This is a genomic window from Anoxybacillus sp. P3H1B (assembly GCF_001560855.1).
Classification (GTDB): domain Bacteria; phylum Bacillota; class Bacilli; order Bacillales; family Anoxybacillaceae; genus Anoxybacteroides; species Anoxybacteroides rupiense.
This window is the reverse complement of sequence record NZ_LPUG01000019.1, coordinates 98,568-120,435: the sequence shown is the minus strand read 5'-3', so window position 1 is coordinate 120,435 and position 21,868 is coordinate 98,568. Positions and strand designations below refer to the sequence as shown.

Genomic DNA, 21,868 nt, shown 5'->3' with positions numbered 1-21,868 from the left:
GCCCTTTCTTTATAAATGCATACCATATCATTCTACTAAATGCCAAGCCTAGATGCAAAGAAACCGTAAGTATTATATAAATACATTATGTAAACAATTAGTGATATGGAGGAGAACAAGTCCTCCTCTCAACTAAAATTATCTTGAATGGCTTTGCGAATCAATGCCTCACAGCGGTCTAATTCGGCTTTTAATTGCCGCTTGTATAGCTTTGCTTTCTCATATCCTCCATCAGCAAAACGGTAATACACTACCTCTTGATACTTCATTCCTTCTTTTTTTTGTTTCATTTGCTTCAAAATTCCGTCCTCAATTAAATCATGAAGCGCTTTATATACTTCGGAGTGGTTCGGCTTATATCCATACGGTTTAAATTCTTGGCGCAGAACATCTAATATTTTGAGGCCATAAAGGCGTTCCTGCTCAGTTAATGTAATTAAGTACAGCTTTAAAAAGGCTCGCTGCTTCAGCAAAAACCCGCTTGACGTCCGCTTTTCCCGCATTTGCCTTCCTCCTTTCGCTTTTCAGGTTGTATTTATATTCATTCCATTTTGTTTACAGAAATCCTGCTTTTTTCTTATGTTTTTATTTAGAACATAGTTTATTTTAACATAAAATAAAACGGAACGCCTCGATCATGGGGACATTCCGTTATTGGTCAATATCAAGAAAATACAATGGTTTTATTTTCATGGATGATGACTCTGTCTTCTAAATGCCATTTCAAGGCTCTGGCAAGGACCGTTTTTTCAATAATGCGTCCAACCCGTTTTAAATCGTCTGGATGATAGCGATGATCCACTCTCGCCACATCTTGTTCAATAATCGGTCCTTCATCTAGGTCATCTGTAACATAATGAGAAGTGGCTCCGATCAGTTTCACTCCTCGTCTGTAAGCTTGTTCATATGGTCTGGCGCCAATAAAGGCCGGTAAAAATGAATGATGGATGTTAATAATTTGAAACGGGAATTCCGCTACAAAGGCTGGTGATAAAATTTGCATATAACGGGCAAGGACAATCGTATCTACCTTATGTTCCTTCAATAACGCGATTTGCTTTCTTTCCGCTTCGTTTTTTCCTTCCTTCGTCACGGGTATGTAATAGTAAGGAATCCCGAGAGCTTCCACGCTCTCGCGCATATGTTCATGGTTGCTTATCACAAAAGCGATATCGGCCAGCAGTTCTCCTGCCTCCCATTCCCATAACAGCTCGAGCAAGCAATGCTCTTCTTTTGAAACAAAAATGGCCATTTTTTTTAAATCGTTATGTAAACTTAAACGCCACTTCATTTCAAATGTCTCAGCAATTTTCGCAAATTCCTTTTCCATTTCTGCTTTCTTTGCCGTCATATCCGGGCAGTCAAATTCAATCCGCAAGAAAAAGGTGCCTCCCTGTGGATCGGTCGAATACTGGCTTGATTCGACAATATTGGCTCCTTGCTCATATAAAAAGCTCGTCACCGCCGCTACGATGCCCAGCTGATCTGGGCAAGCAATCAATAAACGGGCACGATTTTGATAGTTTTGCAGAAATGTCTGCAAACGACGTTCTCGAAAAATATGCATAAAAAAATCCCCCTCTTTTTTCATTTCTTCTCATCATACAAAAAAACAGTTGGCATGCCAACTGTTTTTACTGAAATAACGATACATATTCGCCATAGCCCTCTTTTTCCAAATCCTCTTTTGGAATAAACCGCAGTGCTGCTGAGTTGATGCAATAGCGCAGTCCAGTTGGCGCCGGCCCGTCATTAAACACATGCCCCAAATGCGAATCGGCTCCGCGGCTGCGCACTTCGGTCCGAATCATGCCGTGGCTTACATCTAGCTCCGTTTGGATATTTTCCGGACGAAGCGGTTGCGTAAAACTTGGCCACCCGCAACCTGAATCAAATTGGTCAAGCGTGCTAAATAACGGCTCTCCCGATACGATATCGACGTAAATCCCTTCGCGTTGGTTATTCCAGTAAGGATTATCAAACGGAGGCTCTGTCGCGTTGCGCTGTGTCACCTCAAACTGAAGCGGCGTCAGTTTTTTTCTTAGCATTTCCTCTCTTTTTTCATCACGCCAATGCTTTTTCAAAAACGCATCTCGGCCGGAACCGACCCGATAAAGCTTATAACGAAGCGGATTTTTTTTATGATAGTTTTGATGGTAATCTTCCGCCGGATAAAATATAGAAGCAGGCAAAATTTGCGTCACAATCGGTTTCGAAAACCGGCCGCTCGCTTCCAGCTCCCGTTTGGATTGCTCGGCTAATTGACGCTGTTGCTCATTATGATAAAAAATGGCCGTACGGTAGGATTCCCCTCGATCGTGAAATTGCCCGCCAGCATCCGTTGGGTCGATTTGCTGCCAATAAATATCCAGCAGTTTTTGATAAGGGAAAATAGCAGGATCAAATGTAATTTGGACAGCTTCGTAATGCCCTGTCGTATGCGTACACACTTCTTCATATGTAGGATTTTCTTTATGACCGCCTGTGTATCCAGATACGACCTTCATAATCCCCGGCTGCTCCTCAAACGGAGACACCATGCACCAAAAGCAGCCGCCAGCAAATGTAGCAAGCTCATATTCCATGTGGACCATCCTCCTTTATTTTTATCATACCAAAATAGGCAGCTTCCTTAAACAAAGAAGCTGCCTTAAACGTCACGCTATTTTGTTAAATCGCCGGCTGGACCGAAAAATTCGTAGTGAATCCTATCATCTGCTATGCCCCATTGTTTCAGTGCATGATAGACGGTTTTCATAAATGGGACGGGTCCGCATACATAAAAGTCGGCATGAGAATCTGGAACCATGGATTGGATCAGTGTCAAATCAACGAATCCTTCCTTCACAAAGTAAGGATTTTCGCGATCATGATTTTCAGGCGTTTGATAGCAAACTCCATATGAAAACGATGGATGTTCCTTCGCTAGGCGTGCAAGGTGAGCATCAAACGCGTGAACACGGCCATTGACAGCAGCATGAATGAACGTTACACATCGCTGTGGCTGTTTCGCTACTAATGTATTCGCCATGCTCAATAGTGGGGTCATGCCGACACCTCCGCTGATCAATACAACCGGTGTTTCTTTTGTCAAATCAAGGGTAAAATCGCCAGCTGGCGCGCTCAGCTCAAGCACGTCGCCTTCCTTCACCGAATCATGCAAATAATGAGACACAACGCCAGCCGGCTGAGCATCCGTTCCTGCTTCCCTCTTGACACTAATGCGGTAATATCCTGTTCCTGGGGCGTCAGACAAACTGTATTGGCGAATATGTGTATACTCTTCTCCAGGAATATGGACTTTCACGCTCACATATTGTCCCGGCAAAAAATCGCTAATGCCCCCGCCGTCTTCCGGTGCAAGATAGAAAGAGGTAATCAATGAGCTTTCTTTGACTTTCTTTTGTACGACGAATCTTCGAAAATCCTTCCATCCCCCTGCTTTCATCGCCGCTTCATCATATAATTGCTCTTCCACTTGAACGAAAACATTGGCGATCACTCCATAAGCCTCTTTCCACGCCTCGATGATCTCATCCGTCGCAGCATCTCCTAACACATCTTTAATTGCCAGCAATAAATGTTTCCCAACAATCGGATAATGCTCTTTTTTTACTCCTAAGCTGCGATGTTTATGGCCAATTTGCTTGACAACTGGCAAGATGGCTTCTAATCGATCGATATGCTTGGCTGCCGCATAAACAGAAGCAGCGAGCGCTTTTTGCTGACGCCCTTGCTGTTGATGAGCATGGTTAAAGATGTTTAATAGCTCTGGATGATTGGAGAACATCAACTGATAAAATCGTTTCGTAATTTGCTCTCCGTATTTCTCCAACACTGGAACGGTTGATTGAATGATACGGATTGTTTTTTCATCTAGTAAGGAAGCTGTTTGATTCATCGTTCTTTCCCCTCCGCAAAAACATGTATTTTATATACATCTTTATTGAACCATAGGATTTTAGATAAAAGCAATATTTCAAATACACCTTTAACAAAATGTTCATATTCTTCTTTCGTTCAAAAAAAGAAAGCAAGTATGGTAAAATGACAATACGAAAAGTATTTAAAGGTGTGTGAAATCTTATGCAATTAACCAACTATACGGAATATGCCCTGCGCGTTCTGCTGTTTTTGGGAACACTTGAACCCGGGGATAAAACGAATATTAAAGAAATTTCCGAAGCCTACGCGATCTCTGAACATCATTTAAGCAAAATTGTATACGAATTAGGAAAGCATGGATGGATTGAAACCATTCGCGGGCGCAATGGAGGCATTCGCCTTGCCAAAAAACCGGAGGAGATTCGGCTAGGTGCGGTTGTTCGCCAAACGGAGGATAATTTATCACTCGTCGAGTGTTTTGCGGCTCATGGCAATCATTGTGTCATTACTCCTGCTTGCCAACTAAAACACGTTCTTCACGAAGCATTAGAAGCGTTTTTGCATGTACTGGATTCTTATACATTAGCCGATCTCCTTGCCAATAAGCAACAGCTCCATCAAATATTTCATCGGCTTCCGTAATGCAAATCATAAAGCTTAGCCTTTCATCTCTTCTCGCATGTTTCCGCACCGAAAACCAGTTTCGCTTCCATTGAATTCATTTTTCCTCTCGATTCATATAAGCCGTTCTGTCCTTATGCACAGACGGCTTTTGATATTTTTGTTGCATTTACGACATACTATGAAAAATACGTGCCTCATACATAAAATAGAGGATCGAAAAAAAGGAGGAGAACGATGAACAAAAAAGGGACTCTATGGCTAATCACACTGCTTGCAGCAACGATGCTTACAAGCTGCAGCGGCGATCAAGAAAAGCAGCAGAAACAAAACCAATCAACGGATTCGACAGGAGGCGGCATGCACTCCTCTGATCATGGACAGTAGCTCTTTATTTCATGTTTTGATATTTGTCACATGAGGCAAAATGTATTACTATTAGAAAGGTGTGAAAAAAACGGAATATGCTTGAAGGAGGTTGCAATGAAGAAACATCTACACGATTCACTACCGCCTTATTTAAAAGTCGAAAATGAAGAGCTGTGGCTTACGGAGGATGATCGCGAAAATTTAAAAATCAGCTATCGCATAAAAGAAGTGATTTTTTCTCAGCAATCGGCTTTTCAGCACGTCATGATTTTGGACTCATACGATTTTGGGCGAATGCTTGTGCTTGATGGTGTTGTACAAACGACATCGATTGACGGACATATTTACAATGAAATGATTTCCCATATTCCGCTACAGCTTCATCCAGCTGCTAAAAAAGTGCTGATTATCGGCGGCGGCGACTGCGGCGCTGCAAAAGAAGCGGCCAAATATCAGCAGCTTGAGCAAATTGATATGGTAGAAATTGATGAAGTCGTCGTGCAGTCCTGCAAGGAGCATCTGCCGGCTGTTTCCGGAAACCTTTCTGATCCGCGCGTCCGCTTTATTTATACGGACGGAGTTGCGTTTGTCAAAGAGCGCACGAAAGAATATGATGTCATTATCGTTGATTCATCTGATCCAGTAGGACCGGCTGAGGCGCTATTTTCCCGCGATTTCTACGCTAGCATCCGTCAAGCTCTTAAAGACGATGGGCTGATGGTTTGTCAAAGCCAATCACCTATTTTCCACTTAGACATCTTAAAACAAACACACACCAATATTCGTCAGTTATTTCCGCACGCTGCTGTGTATACAGCGACAGTGCCAACCTATCCAGGCGGACTATGGAGCTTTACGATCGGCTCTAACATTCCGCTTTCACTTCCGGAAAGCGCCGCGGTGCCAACTGATACAAAATATGTAAACGAAGCGGTGCTAAAGCAATGCTTTCAGCTTCCTGAGTTTATGCGAAAAGCACTTTAATTTTAATAGAAGCCGCCTTCCTAAAATAGTAGGAAGGCGGCTTTTGTTTTGTTACCTCGGTCTTTATACTATTCTCTGACTAGTAGCAAGCTAGTTTTTCTGCTGTGTCCGTACCGCAGCAAGCATGTTTTTTCTATTTCTCTTCTTTTTCCTACGCACGTTATTTCAGCGCACGTGTTGCCAGCATGGAAAGGGTGATATCATCAGCCGGCGGGTTATGCAGGCCGGCACGGACATCGCGGTAATAACGCTGTAAGGAATTCGTTGCAAATAAGCTTTGAGCGCCGACAATGCGCATCGACCAATCGACTATACGAACGGCCGCATTCGTAGCCACATATTTCACAGCCGCCAGCTCCTCTTTCATCTCCGGTCGTTTGGCCGGATCGCGATCCCACCTATCAGCGACCGCATACATAAAATGACGCGCTGTCATTAGTTCAAGGTCGATTTCAGCGATTTTCCGCTGCACTTCCGGCACTTCAGCAATCGGATGAGGAAGGCTATTAGGCTTGTATGCTTTTGCAAAATCAACGGCGTCGTTGCGAGCTGCTATCGCAATTCCTAAATAGCATGCCGGGATATGAAGTAGCCAGCCTTGCGCTTTCGCTTTTGTTTTCGGTGTACGAAGAATCTCGACAAGCACTTCTTCTTCAACCTCGACACGATCTAAAATTAAGTCGTCGCTTCTGGTCCCCCGCATTCCAAGGGTGTTCCATGTTTCTTCGATTTTAAGCCCACACGCCGTCTTAGGAATGAGAAAATGACCGACTTCCCCCGTCTCTTTGATGGTGGCTGAGACAATAAAATAATCGAGCGCAGGAGCCAGCGATGTAAATGTCTTCCGTCCCGAAATCCGCCAGCCGTCTTTTCGTCTTTCAGCCGTTGTCTCCGGTTTTCCGCCACGTGCCGGACTTCCTGTTGCCGCTTCTGAGTGGGCACTGTTCAGCAACACCTTTTTTTCAACAATTTCCTGACAAAGTCGAGCAAAGATCGATGGCGGCCACCTATTTTCTTCAGCTAAACTCATGACAATGCCTAAGTGCCAGCCAAGCGACAATGCTGTAGCCCCATCGCCTTGGGCCAGCATTTCTTGTACTAGTAAAAACTCGTATAATGAACTACCTTCTCCGCCATATTTTTTCGGTACCGTCAGTGCAAGCAATCCAGCTTCTTTTAACTCAGCAAAATTATCAAAGGGAAACGCCGCCTGCTCATCATGCCAAGCTGCGCGCGTCCGAAACTGCTCGGATAGCTGCCGCGCCTGTTCGTACAGCATTTGTTCCCGTTCGGTGCGGAGAAATAAATGGTATAGATGATTCATCTCCGTTTCTCCTTCTTCAATAAATATAGGTTTCTATGTTTTATTGTACCTGTTCTCCGATCGGAATGGAAACCATATGCCATTAATATGTGCCTAGAGTTCTATTCATTCCAGCTTCAAGTTTGTAGAATCGATCCATCTAAAAAGTAAAAAGATGGCGGACATGACGATCGTCTTCACGATGATAAAATTCATTTTTTGCTTCATTATATTCATATGCCGTTTTCAAGCTTTTCTTATGCTGTACAATGTAGCGAATCGCACGAATGATTTGGTACATATCATGATTCGTCATAATGGGATGCAAGGAGATGCGCACCCATCCTGGTTTGGCTAACAAGTTTCCCTCCTCCATGCTTTTGACCATGCTTGCAGATTGTTTTTGATCGATCCCAAGCAAATAATGGCCATACGGCCCAGCACATGAACATCCTCCACGTGCTTGGATGCCGAAATAATCATTAAGAAGTTTAACAACTAAATTATAATGCAAGTCTTCGATAATAAAGGAAATGATCCCGAGCCGATCCTCCCGCTCTCCTTCCAGCACATGCACGCTAGGAATGGTTTTTAATGAAGGCAAAAGCAGTCTTATTAACTCCTGTTCTCTTTTTATGATTGCCTCTATCCCCATTTTTTCCTTCAATTTGATGGCTAGCGCCGCTCGAATCGCTTGCAAAAACGGCGGGGTGCCTCCATCCTCCCGCTCTTCAATATTTGTCACATATTGATATTTTCCCCATGGATTCGTCCATAGCACCGTTCCTCCTCCCGGATGATCTGGAATGCGATTTTGATATAAGCGCCCATCAAAAACTAATATCCCCGCGCTTCCGGGCCCGCCTAAAAACTTATGGGGCGAAAAGTAAATGGCGTCTAATTTTTGCAGCGGATCATCGGGATGCATATTGATCGAGACATATGGAGCTGAAGCGGCAAAATCAACAAAGCAAAGCCCGCCATGCTCATGCATCATTTTGGCAAGGGTGTAATAAGGGGTTTGCAGCCCGGTCACATTGGAGCATGCAGTGAAAGCGCCAATTTTTAAAGAACGGTCCTTATATTGGTGTAATAGCGCTTGCAAATGATGGACATCTACCTCTCCTGTGGCGGTCGGGCGAATCGTGATGACTTCGCCAATTGTCTCCATCCACGACAACAAATTGGAGTGATGCTCCATATGGGTAACAAAAATAACAGGTACTTTACTTTTGGGGAGTTCGATATAGGGACGAAACTGCTCCGGTATACGCAAGCCGAGAAGGCGCTGAAGCTTGTTCACGGCGCTTGTCGTTCCTGCTCCTTCTAATAAAAGGACATCATAGGGACCCGCATTGACATGTCTTTTCATCACATCTTTTGCGTACTGGTATGCTAAGGTCATTTTAGTACCTGTAATATTCGACTCTGTGTGGGTATTGGCGACATATGGGCCTATTTCCTCCATGATTTTACGTTCGATTGGCGCATATAAGCGGCCGCTTGCTGTCCAATCGGCATAAATCATTCTCTGCTGACCAAATGGAGTGGCAAAGGAAAAATCCGCTCCGATCGTCGCCTGACGAAATGGCTGAAAGTAAGTTTCTAATTCTCCGTGGGAAGTAAACCGTTGACTGCCAATCACTGCCTTAATTTCCATAAGCATACTCCCCCTTCCATTATGTTTATGATACAGTATGTATAAACAGAAAAAGGGGTTCATAAAAACAAGCTGCCTAATAATTAGGCAGCTTGTTATGATTTCAAGTGGTTTTCGATGTCAGACACGCTATATTTCTCGAGTCGGCTGCGCAAATCCTCTGGAATTGGCTCACTTTTTTGCGTCGCAAAATTAAAATAAACACCGACTACCTCTCCAAGCGCAATTAATGTTTGATTGTTCGCGTCTACAATGCGATGAACAAGCGTAAAACTTTTATTTCCGATTTTGGATACATTCGTTTCCACCTTGAGCGTTTGGCCAAAATATGCTTGGTTGATAAAATCGCATTTAGCAGAGGCGACGATAAACTTCCATTCATGAGGATCGGCAGAGCCAAAGCCGAGCTGCTCAAATAAGCGAATTCTCGCCTCCTCTAAATATACAAAATAATTCGTATTGTTGACATGGCCAAGCGCATCTGTTTCTCCAAAACGAACGGTGATATGAGTAATATGCGTAGCCATTTTTCTCCCCCTTTCCCCTATAAAGGCTTATCCATATGCTTTCCTTCATCATAGCGGAAATTTTTGTCTTTGGCAATTATTGTTTGAAAATATTTTTTGATTATTTAGAACATCGTTTAAGAATATAGGGATAAGCTGATAGCTTTTATATTCCCCGAAGCATAAGGGAATGGATCTTGTGTTTTCATTTTTGAACAATAGATCAGTAAATAGAAAGCATTTTTATAAAATAAAATCGTCTTTTCCTATCTATTTATGGAGCGATTGATTCTGCTAATCAGGGCAAAAGCCAAGCGGCGGCCAAATAGCTGAGTAATGAAAGAACACCACACACAAGCGAAATTTTTAATTTATATTTGGCATATTCCATTAAATCCAAATCCATAATGGAAGAAGTTGTTATCGTTGTATCGCCCAGCGGTGAAGCAAAAGCGCCGAATGTGCCACTAGCAAATACAGCACCTACGGTCATCGGAAGCGAAGCGCCCGTCGCTGCGGCCAGTGTGACACCGAGCGGCATAAACAGACCCCATGTTCCCCAAGATGTGCCGATAAAATAAGAAATAAACGAACCAAGCGCGAACATCATCGCCGGAACCATTTCTTTTGGCAGCATTCCGCCAAAAGTGGAAGCAATATAGTGCGAAAAGCCCAACTGCTCTGCCGTAGCAGACAGGGCCCATACAAGAATAAGCATACCGATCGGAGCCATTAGCTCATTTCCCCCCTCAAAAAGATGATAAATTAATTCATCCAGCTTTTGGCGGCGGAATAAATAAAATAACATGGTCACAATAATGGTCACAAATAGTGACACCACCATCACAAATGTTGCGTCCGCTGCGGTAAAGGCGGCGATCAGGTTGTCAGCTCCCCGCTTTGTGCCATCATACCAAAAGAAAAAAAGCGTGAAGGAAAGGACAAGGAGAAGCGGAAAAAATAAGTGCAGCGGCTCTCCCACTACTAAAGCGAGCTCTTTTTTCAGACCGAGACGATGGAAATAATTCTGTTCGTCTCCTTTTTCCTTTTCTTCTTGGCCGATGCCGATATTTTTAAAAGTAGTCACCACTCCGATCAATAGCGCAATAATGGCAAAAAAATTATAAGGCAAGCTCGCAAGAAAGAGAGAAAACGCATTTTCTTCCATTTGGTTTTGCTTAAGCGCCCCATCTACAACCGATGTCATAAAACCGACAAAAGCCGTTGCCGCTGGAAGCAACACAATGATAGGCTCCGTCGAGACATCAATCATATACGCCATTTTTCGTTTATCGATATGAAACTTGTCGAGCAACGATTTCATAACAGGACCGATCAGCATGATACGAAACATCGGTGTAAAAAACGTAAAGGGAATGGTAAGCCAAATAAACCATAGCAAGCGGCGCCGAGAATGAATTTTTTTGCTGATCCATTGCACAAATCCTTTCATTCCGCCGGTAATCTGCATTATTCCGACTAAGGCGCCAAATAAATAAAGAAAAGCAAGCACCTGGATATGACTCATTTCCGTTGCTGCCTGCAGCGTTGCCTGAACGGCTTGCTCAATCGCTAAAAGGAAATGTTTTTCTAGAAAAAATGCTCCGATCAACAAACCAGCAACGAGTCCCGGCAGAATTTCTCGAAGCCAAATAGCAAGCGGGATGACAATGAGAAACGGCAATAATGAAACCCATGTTCCTTCCAATTTGATATTCACCATCCTTATGTTAGAAGGATAGCCATAAATGCTTTAAACTATTACTCCATTTATTGATTATTTAGCACATAGTTTTATTAAATTGTATTACCGAAAAAAAACGCACGTGCTTATGGAAGCAGGTGCGGGTGATGAGTACGCCGGGCAAAATCAACAAACCGAAATTTATCGAGTCGATGTCTTGACTCAGTAAACTGAAATAAGCTCGCATCTTCTAAGTAGACAAAATTTTTCACAACGACTACATGTTCATAGCCGTTTAAATCCAAATATTTTTGATCCTCAGCTGTCACTCGGTCAACAAACATTTCTTTTTTGGCAAAGCTAATGCGAAGCTTTAGTTCGTTTTCCACATATTCATAAATTGAATTTTCACAAATGTCGCGAGTCAATATTGGAACAAATTTTTGGCAAAGAAAGTCCTTGTCTAAAATAATTTTCTCTCCTTCAATTTCCCGAGCACGAATCACTTTCCATACTTTTTCCTTATTTTCGGTTTCCAATTGCCGTTTAATATATTCATCAGGCTCAATCAGTTCCAGTTCATGTACGATCGTTCTTGCCGGCTTGTTCATTTTTTGCGCCAATTCCTTAAAGCTGACAAGTCCAGAGACAGGAAAGTCATATTTCCCGACATCTAATACGATGGACCCCTTTCCTTTTATTTTTTGAATATAGCCATGCTCTGACAAAAGATTGAGCGCTTTGCGAATGGTTTCGCGCGATGTTCGATATTGCTGGGACAGTTCATTTTCAGAAGGCAGCTTTTCGTTCGGTTGAAAAGCGCCTTTGCGAATCTGAAGCAAAAGATCGTTGTAAATCGCTAAAAATTTATTTTCCTTCATGGTCATCACCGAATTGTATTGTATCATTTTGTTAAATGATACACAATCGCCTCATATGGACGCAACATAATTTCTTGTACATGCTCAGAGGAGTCATTATAGTTGGAAAGCAAGATGCGGCTTGTATATCCGCTTATATCCAACTCGTCTGGCAAAATAAAGGTCGCTTGGCCGCCAAAAAAGTTGGCTACTACCAGCAGCTTTTCGCCATTTCCATTGCGCGCATAAGCAAAAATTCGCGGATGATCCTCTAGCAATAACTGATAGTTTCCTGTTGTAATAATCTCATAGTTTTTTCGCAATTCAATCAAACGCTTGTAATGATAGAAAATCGATGTCGGATCCTCTAATGCATTTTTTACATTAATTTCTTTAAAATTCGGTGCGACAGAAATCCAAGGAGTTCCAGTTGTAAATCCCGCATGCGGACTATCGTCCCATTGCATCGGTGTCCGTGAATTATCCCGCGATTTGCATTTTAAAATTTCAAGTACTTCTGCTTCTGTTTTTCCTTGCTCCAGTAAAATTTTATACATATTTAAGGTTTCCACATCGCGGTATTCTTCAATTCTCTCGAACTTCGGGTTGGTCATGCCGATTTCTTCACCTTGATAGATGTAAGGTGTTCCTTGCATCATATGAATAACGGTCGCCAGCATCTTCGCTGATTCTTTATGATAGACTTGATCATCACCATAGCGCGACACGATTCTCGGCTGGTCATGATTACACCAGAAGAGGGCATTCCAGCCTCCTCCTTTATTCATTTCCACCTGCCAAGTAGATAAAATTTGTTTTAAAGCCAGAAAATCGAATGGAGCCGCCGCCCATTTCTCACCATTTGGGTAGTCTACCTTTAAATGGTGAAAGTTAAATGTCATATTCAATTCGTTTCGCGCTGGATTGGTATATTGAATACAATGATCAATGGTGGTCGATGACATCTCCCCCACCGTCATAATATCATATTTTGCAAACACTTCCCGATTCATTTCCTGCAAAAACTCATGAATGCGCGGACCGTCTGTATAAAATCGGCGGCCGTCCCCCAACGACAAGGATTCATCATCATCGAGAAAACGTTGATCTTTCGAAATCAAATTAATGACATCCAAGCGAAAACCGTCGACGCCCTTTTGAAACCAAAAATGCATCATTTCATAAATCGTTTTGCGCAGTTCTTCATTTTCCCAATTCAAGTCCGCCTGAGTGACGTCAAACAAGTGCAGATAATATTGCCCCGTTTTCTCATCATACTCCCAAGCCGATCCGCCAAATTTGGACGTCCAGTTTGTTGGAGGGCTGCCGTCTGGTTTAGGATCCTTCCAAATATAAAAATGACGGTAGCGGTTTTCTTTTGACGAACGCGCCTGCTGAAACCACTCATGATCGGTTGAGGTGTGGTTGACGACCATATCCATAATCACTTTGATACCGCGTTGATGAGCTTCAGCAAGCAGACGCTCGAAGTCCGCCATTGTTCCATAATCTTGATGGACACTAAAATAATCACTAATATCATAGCCGTTATCTCGCTGTGGCGAAGCATAAATAGGCGTCAGCCAAATGACGTCAATCCCTAATGTCTTTAAATAGTCTAATTTTTCGATAATCCCTTGCAAATCTCCTATTCCATTTCCCGTCGTATCTTTAAAGCTCTTCGGATAAATTTGATAAACAACGGATTTTTTCCACCATGGTTGCTTCAATGAATATCACCTCGTTTATAATTTTGCGACTATCGGGAAAAACGATACCATTGGCGGTCATTCACCAATGGTATGAATCTTTAGTTATTTATATTGATTATTTAGAACATAGTTCTATTAATTATAGTCTTTGTGAATTTTTCCCAACACAAACGTTAGAACAAATGGCAGCACAATCGCGATCGCCATTCCAATGAAAAACGGCGCCCATTTTTGCGGAACGATTGATAAGAAACCAGGAAGACCGCCCACGCCGATGGAAGCTGCGATCACTTTATTGAGCGTGATGAACATTCCGCCAACCGCGGCTCCAATCATCGCTGAAATAAATGGATAACGGAAGCGTAAATTCACTCCAAACATGGCCGGTTCCGTGATTCCTAAATAAGCTGAAACAGCAGATGTGAATGATAACCCTTTCAGTTTCTCATCTTTTGCTAAAAACATCATCGCTAACGCTGCTGAACCTTGAGCGATATTCGAAAGAGCAAGAATCGGCCATAAAAATGTTCCGCCCGTGTTGGTGATCAGCTGCAAATCAACCGGCAAGAACGTATGATGCATCCCCGTGACCACAAGAGGGGCATATAACGCTCCATATAGAAGCCCGCCAATCGCAGGAACATTATGAAACACGGAAACAAATACACTCGTAATTCCGTTGCCGATGGCAAATGTAATCGGCCCGATCGCGATAAACGCTAAAAAGCCGGTAAAAAGCAACGAAAGCGGAGCAACTAGCAACAATTGAAACGCATCAGGAATTCGTTTGCGCAAAAACAGTTCTGTTTTCGCCAGCACGTACGATGCCACTAATACAGGCAATACTTGCCCTTGGTATCCTACCTTTTGAACATCCAATCCAAACAGATTCCATACAGGAATTTTTCCTTCTTCTTTCGCTGCTCCCCATCCCCATGCGTTTAACAAATCTGGATGAACGAGCATTAAGCCAAGCACAATACCGAGCAATGGACTGCCGCCAAATTTCGTTACCGCTGACCAGCCGATTAAACCTGGTAGAAAGACGAACGCCGTGTTGGCAATTAAGTTAATGATGCTAGCAAAATCGGCCCACTCTTTATGCACTTCCACAAACGATTTATTTTCGTAAAAAATCCCTTGGCCTGTTAGAATGTTATTAATCCCCATCAATAAACCCGCTGTTACAATCGCCGGCAAAATCGGAATAAAGATATCCGCTAATGTTTTAATCGCGCGCTGAAGCGGGTTTAGCTTCGCTTCCGCTGCATCTTTAATCTCTTGCTTTGTCGCGCGGCCAATACCCGTCAACTCCACCATTTCGTTGTACACTTTATCAACGAGCCCTTGTCCAATTACGACTTGAAACTGGCCGTTTGCGGAAAAGGAACCTTTGACGAGATCAATACTTTCTAAAGTCTCTTTATCTACTTTGCTCTCATCCTTTAATGCAAATCTTAAGCGGGTGACACAATGTGTTGCCGCCACAATATTCTCTTTTCCTCCAACAGACTCTACAATCTTTTCGACTGATTGTTTGCTGATGCTCATGATGATCCCTCCGTAACCGTTTACAAAATAAATGCTACTTTGCTACGACAAATAGTAACCAATCCGTTCCTGCCTGCACGTTTTCAAGCGGCTTCTTTTCAAGTGATTGAATAGCATCCATATTGGTAATGACAATCGGTGTGATCGTGCTTGCCGCCTTTTCCTTAACCAACTCCAGGTCAAACGTCAATAAGCGGTCGCCTGCCTTGACTTTGTCGCCGACTTTCACATGTCCAACAAACCCTTCCCCATTCATCATGACGGTGTCTAAGCCAACGTGGATTAATAGCTCCAGCCCTGCATCTGAACGAATGCCAATCGCATGCTTTGTATGGAAAAATTGAATCACTTCCCCATTAACCGGCGAAACGACAATCCCCTCTGCAGGATCAATCGCTACTCCATCCCCCATAAGCTTTTGGGAAAACGTTGGGTCAGGAACTTGTTCGATCTCGACTATTTTTCCAGTTAAAGGCGCTACGAGCGTTTCTTCTTTTTTGCGAAACCATTTTTTTAACATCATGAACTCTCCTTTTAACCGCTTTCAAAACTTGTATATACAAGATGTTTTTATTTTAATCTGTATATACAAGTTCGTCAATAAAAAAATCGCCTGTATATCATCATGTTCGTTCTCTTTTCACGATATGATTCATCTGCGCAAGGCATAGAGTATTTTTTAAGATAAAGGTGCTTATAGACATCAAGTTCGGATTCATTTTCGGCGGCCGGACGGTTGAATAACCAATCGCTTCTTCTTAAAGCCCTTACAGGAGCAGAAAAAAGAATATGATTCAAGTCTTTATCATGCATACATGATAAAAAAGCAAATCATTGAACCTTTTCCAACCGCCCATATCCAGAGATCATTCGTTTCATCTTTAAAGAGACGTTTATGTACTCTCTCATTCTCACATCGTTCGAATAACAAAATCGATAGAATAGAGCGATTTAGTGAGGGGGATCCAAGAAACTCAACCTACATCCATATATTTTTTACAAAAGTGCAAATATTCAGACTGAACAAGCAACAAAAATCCCTCCTTATTTATTTCACACGAAACAGACATGTTCTTGTGACCATTACCCGCAGCAGCGCGCTTTGTCCTGCGACGCATGTTGGCCGTGAAGCAATTTTCGTAATCTCCGCCTGCTCATGATTGGTGATAATAACTGGCGTTAGAAGGCTAGCCGCTCTTTTTTTGATCGTTTTTAAATGAAATGATAGCAGCAAATCCCCTCTTTTCACCATTTCTCCCCTTTTAACATGGACGGTGAAGCCTTCTCCGTTCAACAGCACCGTCTCCAGCCCTACATGAATCAAAATCTCTACTCCTTTGTTCGATAAAATTCCAATGGCATGTTTGGAACGAAAAATATTAGCCACTCTGCCATCCACTGGAGCAACGACTTGTCCATCGTTTGGCATAATCGCGATGCCGTCTCCTAAAAATTTATGCGAAAACGTGGGATTCGGTACCTCTTCCAGCGGTATAATCCGACCATTCAATGGTGCGAAAATAATCTCTTCCTCTTGCCAAGGTATCATTATGGTTCACCCTTTCATTCATATAAAAATAGACATGTATATACATGCACTTTCTTTAGGCATCATTTTAACCTGTATATACAAGGCAGTCAATCCTATTTTTATTCGGAACGAAAAACGAAAAAACAAAAAAAGCAAGCCACAAAAAGACTTGCTGTTGATGATGATAAAGCCGTGTACACACTAATAAAGCGATTGGCCCATGTTGCGGCACGATGTCTCGCGGGCTTTCTAAGAGCCTTTCTATTTTTTATTTTCGCCAAAAAGTTGGACAGTCTGCCTTATCCTTGACATTAAAATCCCCCCTCCTAACATGAGGATGGGGGGCACACGCCTATTGATTGCTAATCGCTCTGGCGAAGTGTCACATATCGCTTAAGTTCGCGAATCATGATTTCCTCCTGTTCATGTGACAGGTGCAGCTGCAATCCATAAAAGTAACCTCTAAAGTCCCTCTTTTGCCACACGATGATTCCTAATAAATTGAATTCGACATCGTTAAGCATAAATGTCACTTGAATACAGACATCCCGCGGGCGCGGAGGAATGTCAAATACCGTGCGGATCTTCATCCCCTTTGGACTGATATCGTAAATTTCAACAGCTCCTTTTTCGCTGTCCATCTCTTTTCCATCAATATAAGCGATGCGGAATGTGCCCAAAAGCGGCTGTCCGAATTGATAGCGAAAGGCTTCGTTTCGCTTAAATCGCATCGTCGTTCCCCCTCCCGCTCATCCTTCGTCTATCGATTCCATGTCCATTTCTAGCTATCTGTCAGCTTCCGTGATGGAAATCGGTGAGCCACATTTCTTTAACATCTCCTGCTTCTTCATGGTCCACGACAAATTTCCCGCTATTATATCGATCAACCAGCTTCAGCTGCGACAGATCAAGCACTTCTATTTCTCCTTTTTCCGTCCGCACCACCATTTGGCTTGGGTCGCTTTCCACTATGGCCGCCGCCGCAATTCGGTGAGGGTTCGTTTTTAATTCACGAATCATCACCAATCCCCGCTTAGCGCGCGAAGATTTTTCAAATTCGCCAAGCCCCATCTTTTTCACTGCTCCCCGTTGCGTAGCGATGACAATTTTGGCTTGCTCCGGTGAAAAAATAGGCTGTGCTGCGACAACAAAGTCGTTTTCTTTTAATTGAATGCCCTTCACCCCTGCCGCTCGGACACCGACCGGATTCACTTCCTCTTCGCTAAACCATAGCCCATATCCTTGGTGAGTCACAAGAAAAAGATCTTGATGTCCGTCCGTCATGTAAACATGGACAACCTCATCATGCTCTTTTAAATTCAACGCAACTAACGGTCGGCCATAACGCTGCACTTTATATTGTTGGATCGGCGTTCGTTTGACCATCCCTTGCTTGGTGACAAACATCAAATCATGCGGCTGATCAAAATCCTGAACGGAAACCGCTGCGACCAGCTCGTCCTCCCGATCAAGCGGGACCATATGGGAAATATGCTGACCAAGCTCCTTCCAACGAATATCCGGCAGCTCATGAACAGGACAATATATATAACTTCCCTGTCGTGTAAACAAAAGCAGCACATCCGTTGTATTCATCTCAAACTGCGCCAGCAGCCGATCGGATTCCTTCATGCCAAAATCCTGTCCATTAGAGGCTGTATATGAGCGAAGGCTCGTTCGTTTCACATATCCTTCTTTTGTGACAGTAACGATGACATCTTCCGCCGGAATCATAACTTCCAAATTAATTTTAATTTCTTCAATTTCCTCTTGAATGGCGGTTCTTCGTTCATCAGCATATGTCTTTTTTAATTTTCTTAATTCCGCTTTAATGACGGACAACAGTTTTTTTTCACTGGCCAAAATCGCGCTTAGCTCGCTGATTTTTTTCTCCAGCTCTTCCGCCTCTTGCTTTAGGGCCGTAATATCGGTGTTAGTCAAACGATAAAGCTGAAGGGACACAATCGCTTCTGCCTGAGCTTCCGTGAACGCGTATTGAGCCATTAACCGGTCTTTTGCCTCCCGCTTATCCTTCGAAGCCCGGATTGTCGCGATGATCTCATCCAAAATGGATAATGCTTTCATCAATCCTTCGACGATGTGCTGGCGATCATGGGCTTTTTTCAGCTCATATCGCGAACGATTGGTAACCACTTCCTTTTGATGCTCAATGTAGGCATCCAGCAGCTCAAGCAAGCTCAGCAACTTCGGACGACGGTTATGAATGGCAACCATATTAAAATTATACGGCACCTGTAAATCCGTATTTTTATATAAATAGTTTAAAATTCCTTCCGCATCTGCCTCTTTCTTTAATTCAACGACAATGCGAAGGCCCGTGCGGTCCGTTTCGTCACGAACATCGGCAATTCCATCAAGCTTTCGGTCAAAACGGAGCTCATCCATTTTTTTGACTAAATTGGCCTTGTTTACTTCATAAGGCAGCTCTGTAATGATAATTTGCTGCTTGCCGCCCTTTGCGGCTTCAATCGTTGCTGTTCCCCGGATCATAATTTTTCCTTTTCCGGTTTCATACGCTTTTTTGATTCCTTCTCTTCCTTGAATGATTCCTCCCGTCGGAAAATCCGGACCGTGAAGAACGGTCATGATCTCATCCACTGTACAATTTGGCTTATCAATTCGCATAATGACAGCATCAATCACTTCTCCTAAATGATGGGGAGGAATTTCAGTAGCATATCCTGCCGAGATTCCGGTCGAACCGTTCACTAATAAATTCGGAAACATCGCCGGCAGAACGACCGGTTCCTCGCTTGTGTCGTCAAAGTTAGGGACAAACTCTACCGTTTGTTTTTCAATATCTCGCAGCAACTCTACGGCAATCGCAGAGAGGCGCGCTTCCGTATAACGCATCGCTGCCGGAGGGTCTCCGTCGATGCTGCCGTTATTTCCGTGCATTTCAATCAAAATGTTGCGCAGCTTCCAATCTTGGCTCATTCGTACCATTGCTTCATAAACAGACGAATCCCCATGTGGATGGAAGTTGCCAATCACGTTGCCGACCGTCTTCGCCGCTTTGCGGAAGCCCTTATCCGCTGTATTGCCGTCGACATACATGGCATACAAGATGCGGCGCTGCACCGGCTTAAGTCCATCGCGAGCATCAGGCAGCGCGCGCTCCTGAATAATATATTTACTGTATCGTCCAAAGCGGTCGCCCAACACATCCTCCAATGGCAAATCCAATAACCGTTCGGTCATCTGACTCCCTCCTCTGCTGCTACGACATGTTCGTTATCTAAAATGTTCAGATCTTCTTCTAAGCCAAATTGGACATTCGCTTCAATCCATTTGCGCCGCGGTTCGACTTTATCTCCCATCAGCGTTGTGACGCGCCGCTCCGCTCTGGCAGCATCATCAATTCGCACGCGAATCAGCGTACGCGTTTCTGGATTCATTGTCGTTTCCCATAGCTGGTCAGCGTTCATTTCGCCAAGACCTTTATAGCGTTGAATCGTGTAGCCTTTGCCGAATTTTTTCACCGCTTCTTTTAATTGCTCATCCGTCCAAGCATATTCTATGATTTCTTTTCTTCCCGCTCCTTTGCTAATTTTATAGAGCGGCGGAAGCGCGATATACACCTTGCCTGCTTCAATTAGCGGCCGCATATAGCGGTAGAAAAATGTAAGAAGCAGCACTTGAATATGGGCGCCGTCGGTGTCGGCATCGGTCATAATAATCACCTTATCGTAGTTGATATCGGCCAAGGAAAAATCGGCTCCCACGCCGCCGCCGATCGCGTGAATGATCGTGTTGATTTCTTCATTTTTAAAAATATCAGCCAGCTTCGCTTTTTCTGTGTTAATGACCTTCCCCCTGAGAGGCAGCACAGCTTGGAAGCGGCGATCTCGTCCTTGCTTCGCGGAGCCGCCTGCCGAATCCCCTTCGACTAAATACAGCTCATTTTTGTTCGGATTGCGCGACTGGGCCGGCGTCAGCTTGCCGCTTAATACCGCTTCTTTTCCTTTTTTCTTTTTTCCACTTCGCGCTTCCTCGCGTGCCTTGCGCGCTGCTTCTCGCGCTTGGTAAGCCTTTATCGCTTTTTTGACGAGCATCGCACTGATATCCGGATTTTCCTGTAAAAAATAAGTTAAATGCTCCGCGACGATCGCATCGACGGCTGAACGAGCTTCACTCGTTCCAAGCTTTCCCTTTGTCTGGCCTTCAAACTGCAATAAATGCTCGGGGATTCTTACAGAAACAATCGCTGAGAGTCCCTCGCGAATATCGGAACCTTCTAGATTTTTATCTTTTTCTTTTAATAAGCCGGTTTTGCGAGCGTATTCATTAAACACGCGGGTCATGGCTGTTTTGGCGCCCGCTTCATGCGTTCCGCCATCCTTTGTGCGGACGTTATTAACAAATGAAAGCACGTTCTCCGAATAGCCGTCATTAAATTGAAACGCAAACTCCACCTCGATGCCATTTTGCTGCCCTTCAAAATACACGACTGGATGCAGAGCATCCTTTTCCTCGTTGAGATAAGCAACAAACGCTTCAATTCCGTTTTCATAATGAAATTTCTCTTTTGCGCCGGTCCGCTCATCGATTAGTTCAATTTTCAGTCCTTTTAATAAAAAGGCCGATTCTCTTAGCCGTTCGCTGAGCGTTTCATAATTGAACGACGTCGTGCTAAAGATGCTGGAGTCCGGCTTAAATTGGATCATCGTCCCCGTTTTCGATGTCGTTCCGATTTTCTCCAATGTCGTCACGGGCGTTCCACCGTTTTCAAACCGCTGCCGATAGATAAATCCATCGCGATGAATCGTGACAACAAGCCACTCCGATAAAGCGTTGACGACCGAGGCCCCGACTCCATGCAAACCGCCACTTGTTTTATACCCGCCTTGTCCGAATTTGCCGCCTGCATGCAAGACGGTTAAAATCACTTCCGGAGTCGGCTTGCCAAGCTTATGCATGCCCGTCGGCATTCCCCGGCCTTCGTCAAGCACCGTGATGCTATTATCTTTATGTATTTTGACGAGAATATAGTTTCCGTACCCCGCCAACGCTTCATCAACGGAGTTATCGACAATTTCATATACAAGATGATGCAGGCCGCGGCTGTCGGTGCTGCCGATATACATTCCCGGACGTTTTCTCACCGCTTCAAGCCCTTCAAGCACTTGGATCGCATCATCGTTATATTCATATCGTTGCTGATTTGTCACGAACATACCC

The 21,868-nt window shown here is 43.7% G+C and carries 19 protein-coding genes; 3 read left to right on the top strand and 16 right to left on the bottom strand.

Translation table 11 applies throughout. From position 1 onward, the window contains the following. Positions 1-128 precede the first annotated feature (128 nt). From AT864_RS12470 to hmpA, 4 genes are all read right to left on the bottom strand, one after another. Positions 129-503 (bottom strand): helix-turn-helix transcriptional regulator, encoded by a 375-nt coding sequence (locus tag AT864_RS12470; RefSeq protein WP_044742130.1) that lies wholly within the window; start codon positions 501-503, stop codon positions 129-131. Between the two features lie 161 nt (positions 504-664). Further along, positions 665-1,567 (bottom strand): formyltetrahydrofolate deformylase, encoded by a 903-nt coding sequence (purU, locus tag AT864_RS12465; RefSeq protein ID WP_066149301.1) that lies wholly within the window; start codon positions 1,565-1,567, stop codon positions 665-667. A gap of 67 nt (positions 1,568-1,634) precedes the next feature. Continuing rightward, on the bottom strand, positions 1,635-2,585 hold the full coding sequence (gene msrA, locus AT864_RS12460; RefSeq protein WP_066149299.1) for a peptide-methionine (S)-S-oxide reductase MsrA: 951 nt from the start codon (positions 2,583-2,585) through the stop codon (positions 1,635-1,637). 77 nt (positions 2,586-2,662) lie between these two features. After that, on the bottom strand, positions 2,663-3,901 hold the full coding sequence (gene hmpA, locus AT864_RS12455) for an NO-inducible flavohemoprotein (RefSeq protein ID WP_066149297.1): 1,239 nt from the start codon (positions 3,899-3,901) through the stop codon (positions 2,663-2,665). Between the two features lie 185 nt (positions 3,902-4,086). Here hmpA and AT864_RS12450 point away from each other — a divergent pair, with 185 nt between their 5' ends. The 3 genes from AT864_RS12450 to speE all read left to right on the top strand — a co-directional run bounded on the left by AT864_RS12450 (position 4,087) and on the right by speE (position 5,859). Continuing rightward, complete coding sequence (locus AT864_RS12450) at positions 4,087-4,527, top strand: Rrf2 family transcriptional regulator (RefSeq protein WP_066149295.1); 441 nt, start codon at positions 4,087-4,089, stop codon at positions 4,525-4,527. Between the two features lie 216 nt (positions 4,528-4,743). After that, positions 4,744-4,893 (top strand): hypothetical protein, encoded by a 150-nt coding sequence (locus AT864_RS17945; RefSeq protein ID WP_156450534.1) that lies wholly within the window; start codon positions 4,744-4,746, stop codon positions 4,891-4,893. A gap of 96 nt (positions 4,894-4,989) precedes the next feature. Beyond that, complete coding sequence (speE, locus tag AT864_RS12445; protein ID WP_066149293.1) at positions 4,990-5,859, top strand: polyamine aminopropyltransferase; 870 nt, start codon at positions 4,990-4,992, stop codon at positions 5,857-5,859. Between the two features lie 160 nt (positions 5,860-6,019). Here the strand turns inward: speE and AT864_RS12440 are convergent, their stop codons facing one another. From AT864_RS12440 to parE, 12 genes are all read right to left on the bottom strand, one after another. Then, entirely contained in the window at positions 6,020-7,183 is a 1,164-nt protein-coding gene (locus AT864_RS12440; protein WP_066149291.1) for an acyl-CoA dehydrogenase family protein, read from the bottom strand. A gap of 139 nt (positions 7,184-7,322) precedes the next feature. Further along, positions 7,323-8,822: an aminotransferase class V-fold PLP-dependent enzyme gene (locus tag AT864_RS12435; RefSeq protein ID WP_066149289.1), complete on the bottom strand. Its 1,500-nt coding sequence runs from the start codon at positions 8,820-8,822 to the stop codon at positions 7,323-7,325. Positions 8,823-8,917: 95 nt separating this feature from the next. Continuing rightward, positions 8,918-9,349, bottom strand: a complete 432-nt coding sequence (locus tag AT864_RS12430) for a thioesterase family protein (RefSeq protein ID WP_044742138.1) — start codon at positions 9,347-9,349, stop codon at positions 8,918-8,920. Positions 9,350-9,626: 277 nt separating this feature from the next. Then, positions 9,627-11,036: a Na+/H+ antiporter NhaC family protein gene (locus tag AT864_RS12425; RefSeq protein WP_066149287.1), complete on the bottom strand. Its 1,410-nt coding sequence runs from the start codon at positions 11,034-11,036 to the stop codon at positions 9,627-9,629. A 122-nt stretch (positions 11,037-11,158) separates the two neighbouring features. Further along, positions 11,159-11,893, bottom strand: coding sequence for a trehalose operon repressor (treR, locus tag AT864_RS12420; protein WP_044742150.1), 735 nt, complete (start codon positions 11,891-11,893; stop codon positions 11,159-11,161). A 23-nt stretch (positions 11,894-11,916) separates the two neighbouring features. After that, on the bottom strand, positions 11,917-13,602 hold the full coding sequence (gene treC, locus AT864_RS12415) for an alpha,alpha-phosphotrehalase (RefSeq protein WP_066149286.1): 1,686 nt from the start codon (positions 13,600-13,602) through the stop codon (positions 11,917-11,919). 117 nt (positions 13,603-13,719) lie between these two features. Beyond that, on the bottom strand, positions 13,720-15,135 hold the full coding sequence (treP, locus tag AT864_RS12410; RefSeq protein ID WP_066149284.1) for a PTS system trehalose-specific EIIBC component: 1,416 nt from the start codon (positions 15,133-15,135) through the stop codon (positions 13,720-13,722). 34 nt (positions 15,136-15,169) lie between these two features. Further along, positions 15,170-15,655, bottom strand: coding sequence for a PTS glucose transporter subunit IIA (locus tag AT864_RS12405; RefSeq protein WP_044742141.1), 486 nt, complete (start codon positions 15,653-15,655; stop codon positions 15,170-15,172). Between the two features lie 528 nt (positions 15,656-16,183). Next, complete coding sequence (locus AT864_RS12400) at positions 16,184-16,684, bottom strand: PTS glucose transporter subunit IIA (RefSeq protein WP_044742142.1); 501 nt, start codon at positions 16,682-16,684, stop codon at positions 16,184-16,186. Positions 16,685-17,028: 344 nt separating this feature from the next. Further along, positions 17,029-17,397 carry a PilZ domain-containing protein gene (locus tag AT864_RS12395; RefSeq protein ID WP_044742143.1) on the bottom strand — a complete coding sequence of 123 codons (369 nt, stop codon included), beginning with the start codon at positions 17,395-17,397 and terminating at the stop codon, positions 17,029-17,031. 61 nt (positions 17,398-17,458) lie between these two features. Continuing rightward, a complete protein-coding gene (parC, locus tag AT864_RS12390) occupies positions 17,459-19,888 on the bottom strand; it encodes a DNA topoisomerase IV subunit A (RefSeq protein ID WP_066149282.1) in 2,430 nt (809 codons plus the stop codon). Further along, positions 19,885-21,864: a DNA topoisomerase IV subunit B gene (parE, locus tag AT864_RS12385; RefSeq protein ID WP_044742145.1), complete on the bottom strand. Its 1,980-nt coding sequence runs from the start codon at positions 21,862-21,864 to the stop codon at positions 19,885-19,887. Before parE ends, parC begins: the two co-directional genes overlap by 4 nt. Between the last annotated feature and the right edge of the window lie 4 nt (positions 21,865-21,868).

What these genes read in the sequence shown, in the direction of transcription:
- AT864_RS12470 (WP_044742130.1), bottom strand. Translation starts at nt 503, where the DNA reads ATGCGGGAAAAGCGGACGTCAAGCGGGTTTTTGCTGAAGCAGCGAGCC.
- purU (WP_066149301.1), bottom strand. Translation starts at nt 1,567, where the DNA reads ATGCATATTTTTCGAGAACGTCGTTTGCAGACATTTCTGCAAAACTAT.
- msrA (WP_066149299.1), bottom strand. Translation starts at nt 2,585, where the DNA reads ATGGAATATGAGCTTGCTACATTTGCTGGCGGCTGCTTTTGGTGCATG.
- hmpA (WP_066149297.1), bottom strand. Translation starts at nt 3,901, where the DNA reads ATGAATCAAACAGCTTCCTTACTAGATGAAAAAACAATCCGTATCATT.
- AT864_RS12450 (WP_066149295.1), top strand. Translation starts at nt 4,087, where the DNA reads ATGCAATTAACCAACTATACGGAATATGCCCTGCGCGTTCTGCTGTTT.
- AT864_RS17945 (WP_156450534.1), top strand. Translation starts at nt 4,744, where the DNA reads ATGAACAAAAAAGGGACTCTATGGCTAATCACACTGCTTGCAGCAACG.
- speE (WP_066149293.1), top strand. Translation starts at nt 4,990, where the DNA reads ATGAAGAAACATCTACACGATTCACTACCGCCTTATTTAAAAGTCGAA.
- AT864_RS12440 (WP_066149291.1), bottom strand. Translation starts at nt 7,183, where the DNA reads ATGAATCATCTATACCATTTATTTCTCCGCACCGAACGGGAACAAATG.
- AT864_RS12435 (WP_066149289.1), bottom strand. Translation starts at nt 8,822, where the DNA reads ATGGAAATTAAGGCAGTGATTGGCAGTCAACGGTTTACTTCCCACGGA.
- AT864_RS12430 (WP_044742138.1), bottom strand. Translation starts at nt 9,349, where the DNA reads ATGGCTACGCATATTACTCATATCACCGTTCGTTTTGGAGAAACAGAT.
- treR (WP_044742150.1), bottom strand. Translation starts at nt 11,893, where the DNA reads ATGAAGGAAAATAAATTTTTAGCGATTTACAACGATCTTTTGCTTCAG.
- treP (WP_066149284.1), bottom strand. Translation starts at nt 15,135, where the DNA reads ATGAGCATCAGCAAACAATCAGTCGAAAAGATTGTAGAGTCTGTTGGA.
- AT864_RS12405 (WP_044742141.1), bottom strand. Translation starts at nt 15,655, where the DNA reads ATGTTAAAAAAATGGTTTCGCAAAAAAGAAGAAACGCTCGTAGCGCCT.
- AT864_RS12400 (WP_044742142.1), bottom strand. Translation starts at nt 16,684, where the DNA reads ATGATACCTTGGCAAGAGGAAGAGATTATTTTCGCACCATTGAATGGT.
- AT864_RS12395 (WP_044742143.1), bottom strand. Translation starts at nt 17,397, where the DNA reads ATGCGATTTAAGCGAAACGAAGCCTTTCGCTATCAATTCGGACAGCCG.
- parC (WP_066149282.1), bottom strand. Translation starts at nt 19,888, where the DNA reads ATGACCGAACGGTTATTGGATTTGCCATTGGAGGATGTGTTGGGCGAC.
- parE (WP_044742145.1), bottom strand. Translation starts at nt 21,864, where the DNA reads ATGTTCGTGACAAATCAGCAACGATATGAATATAACGATGATGCGATC.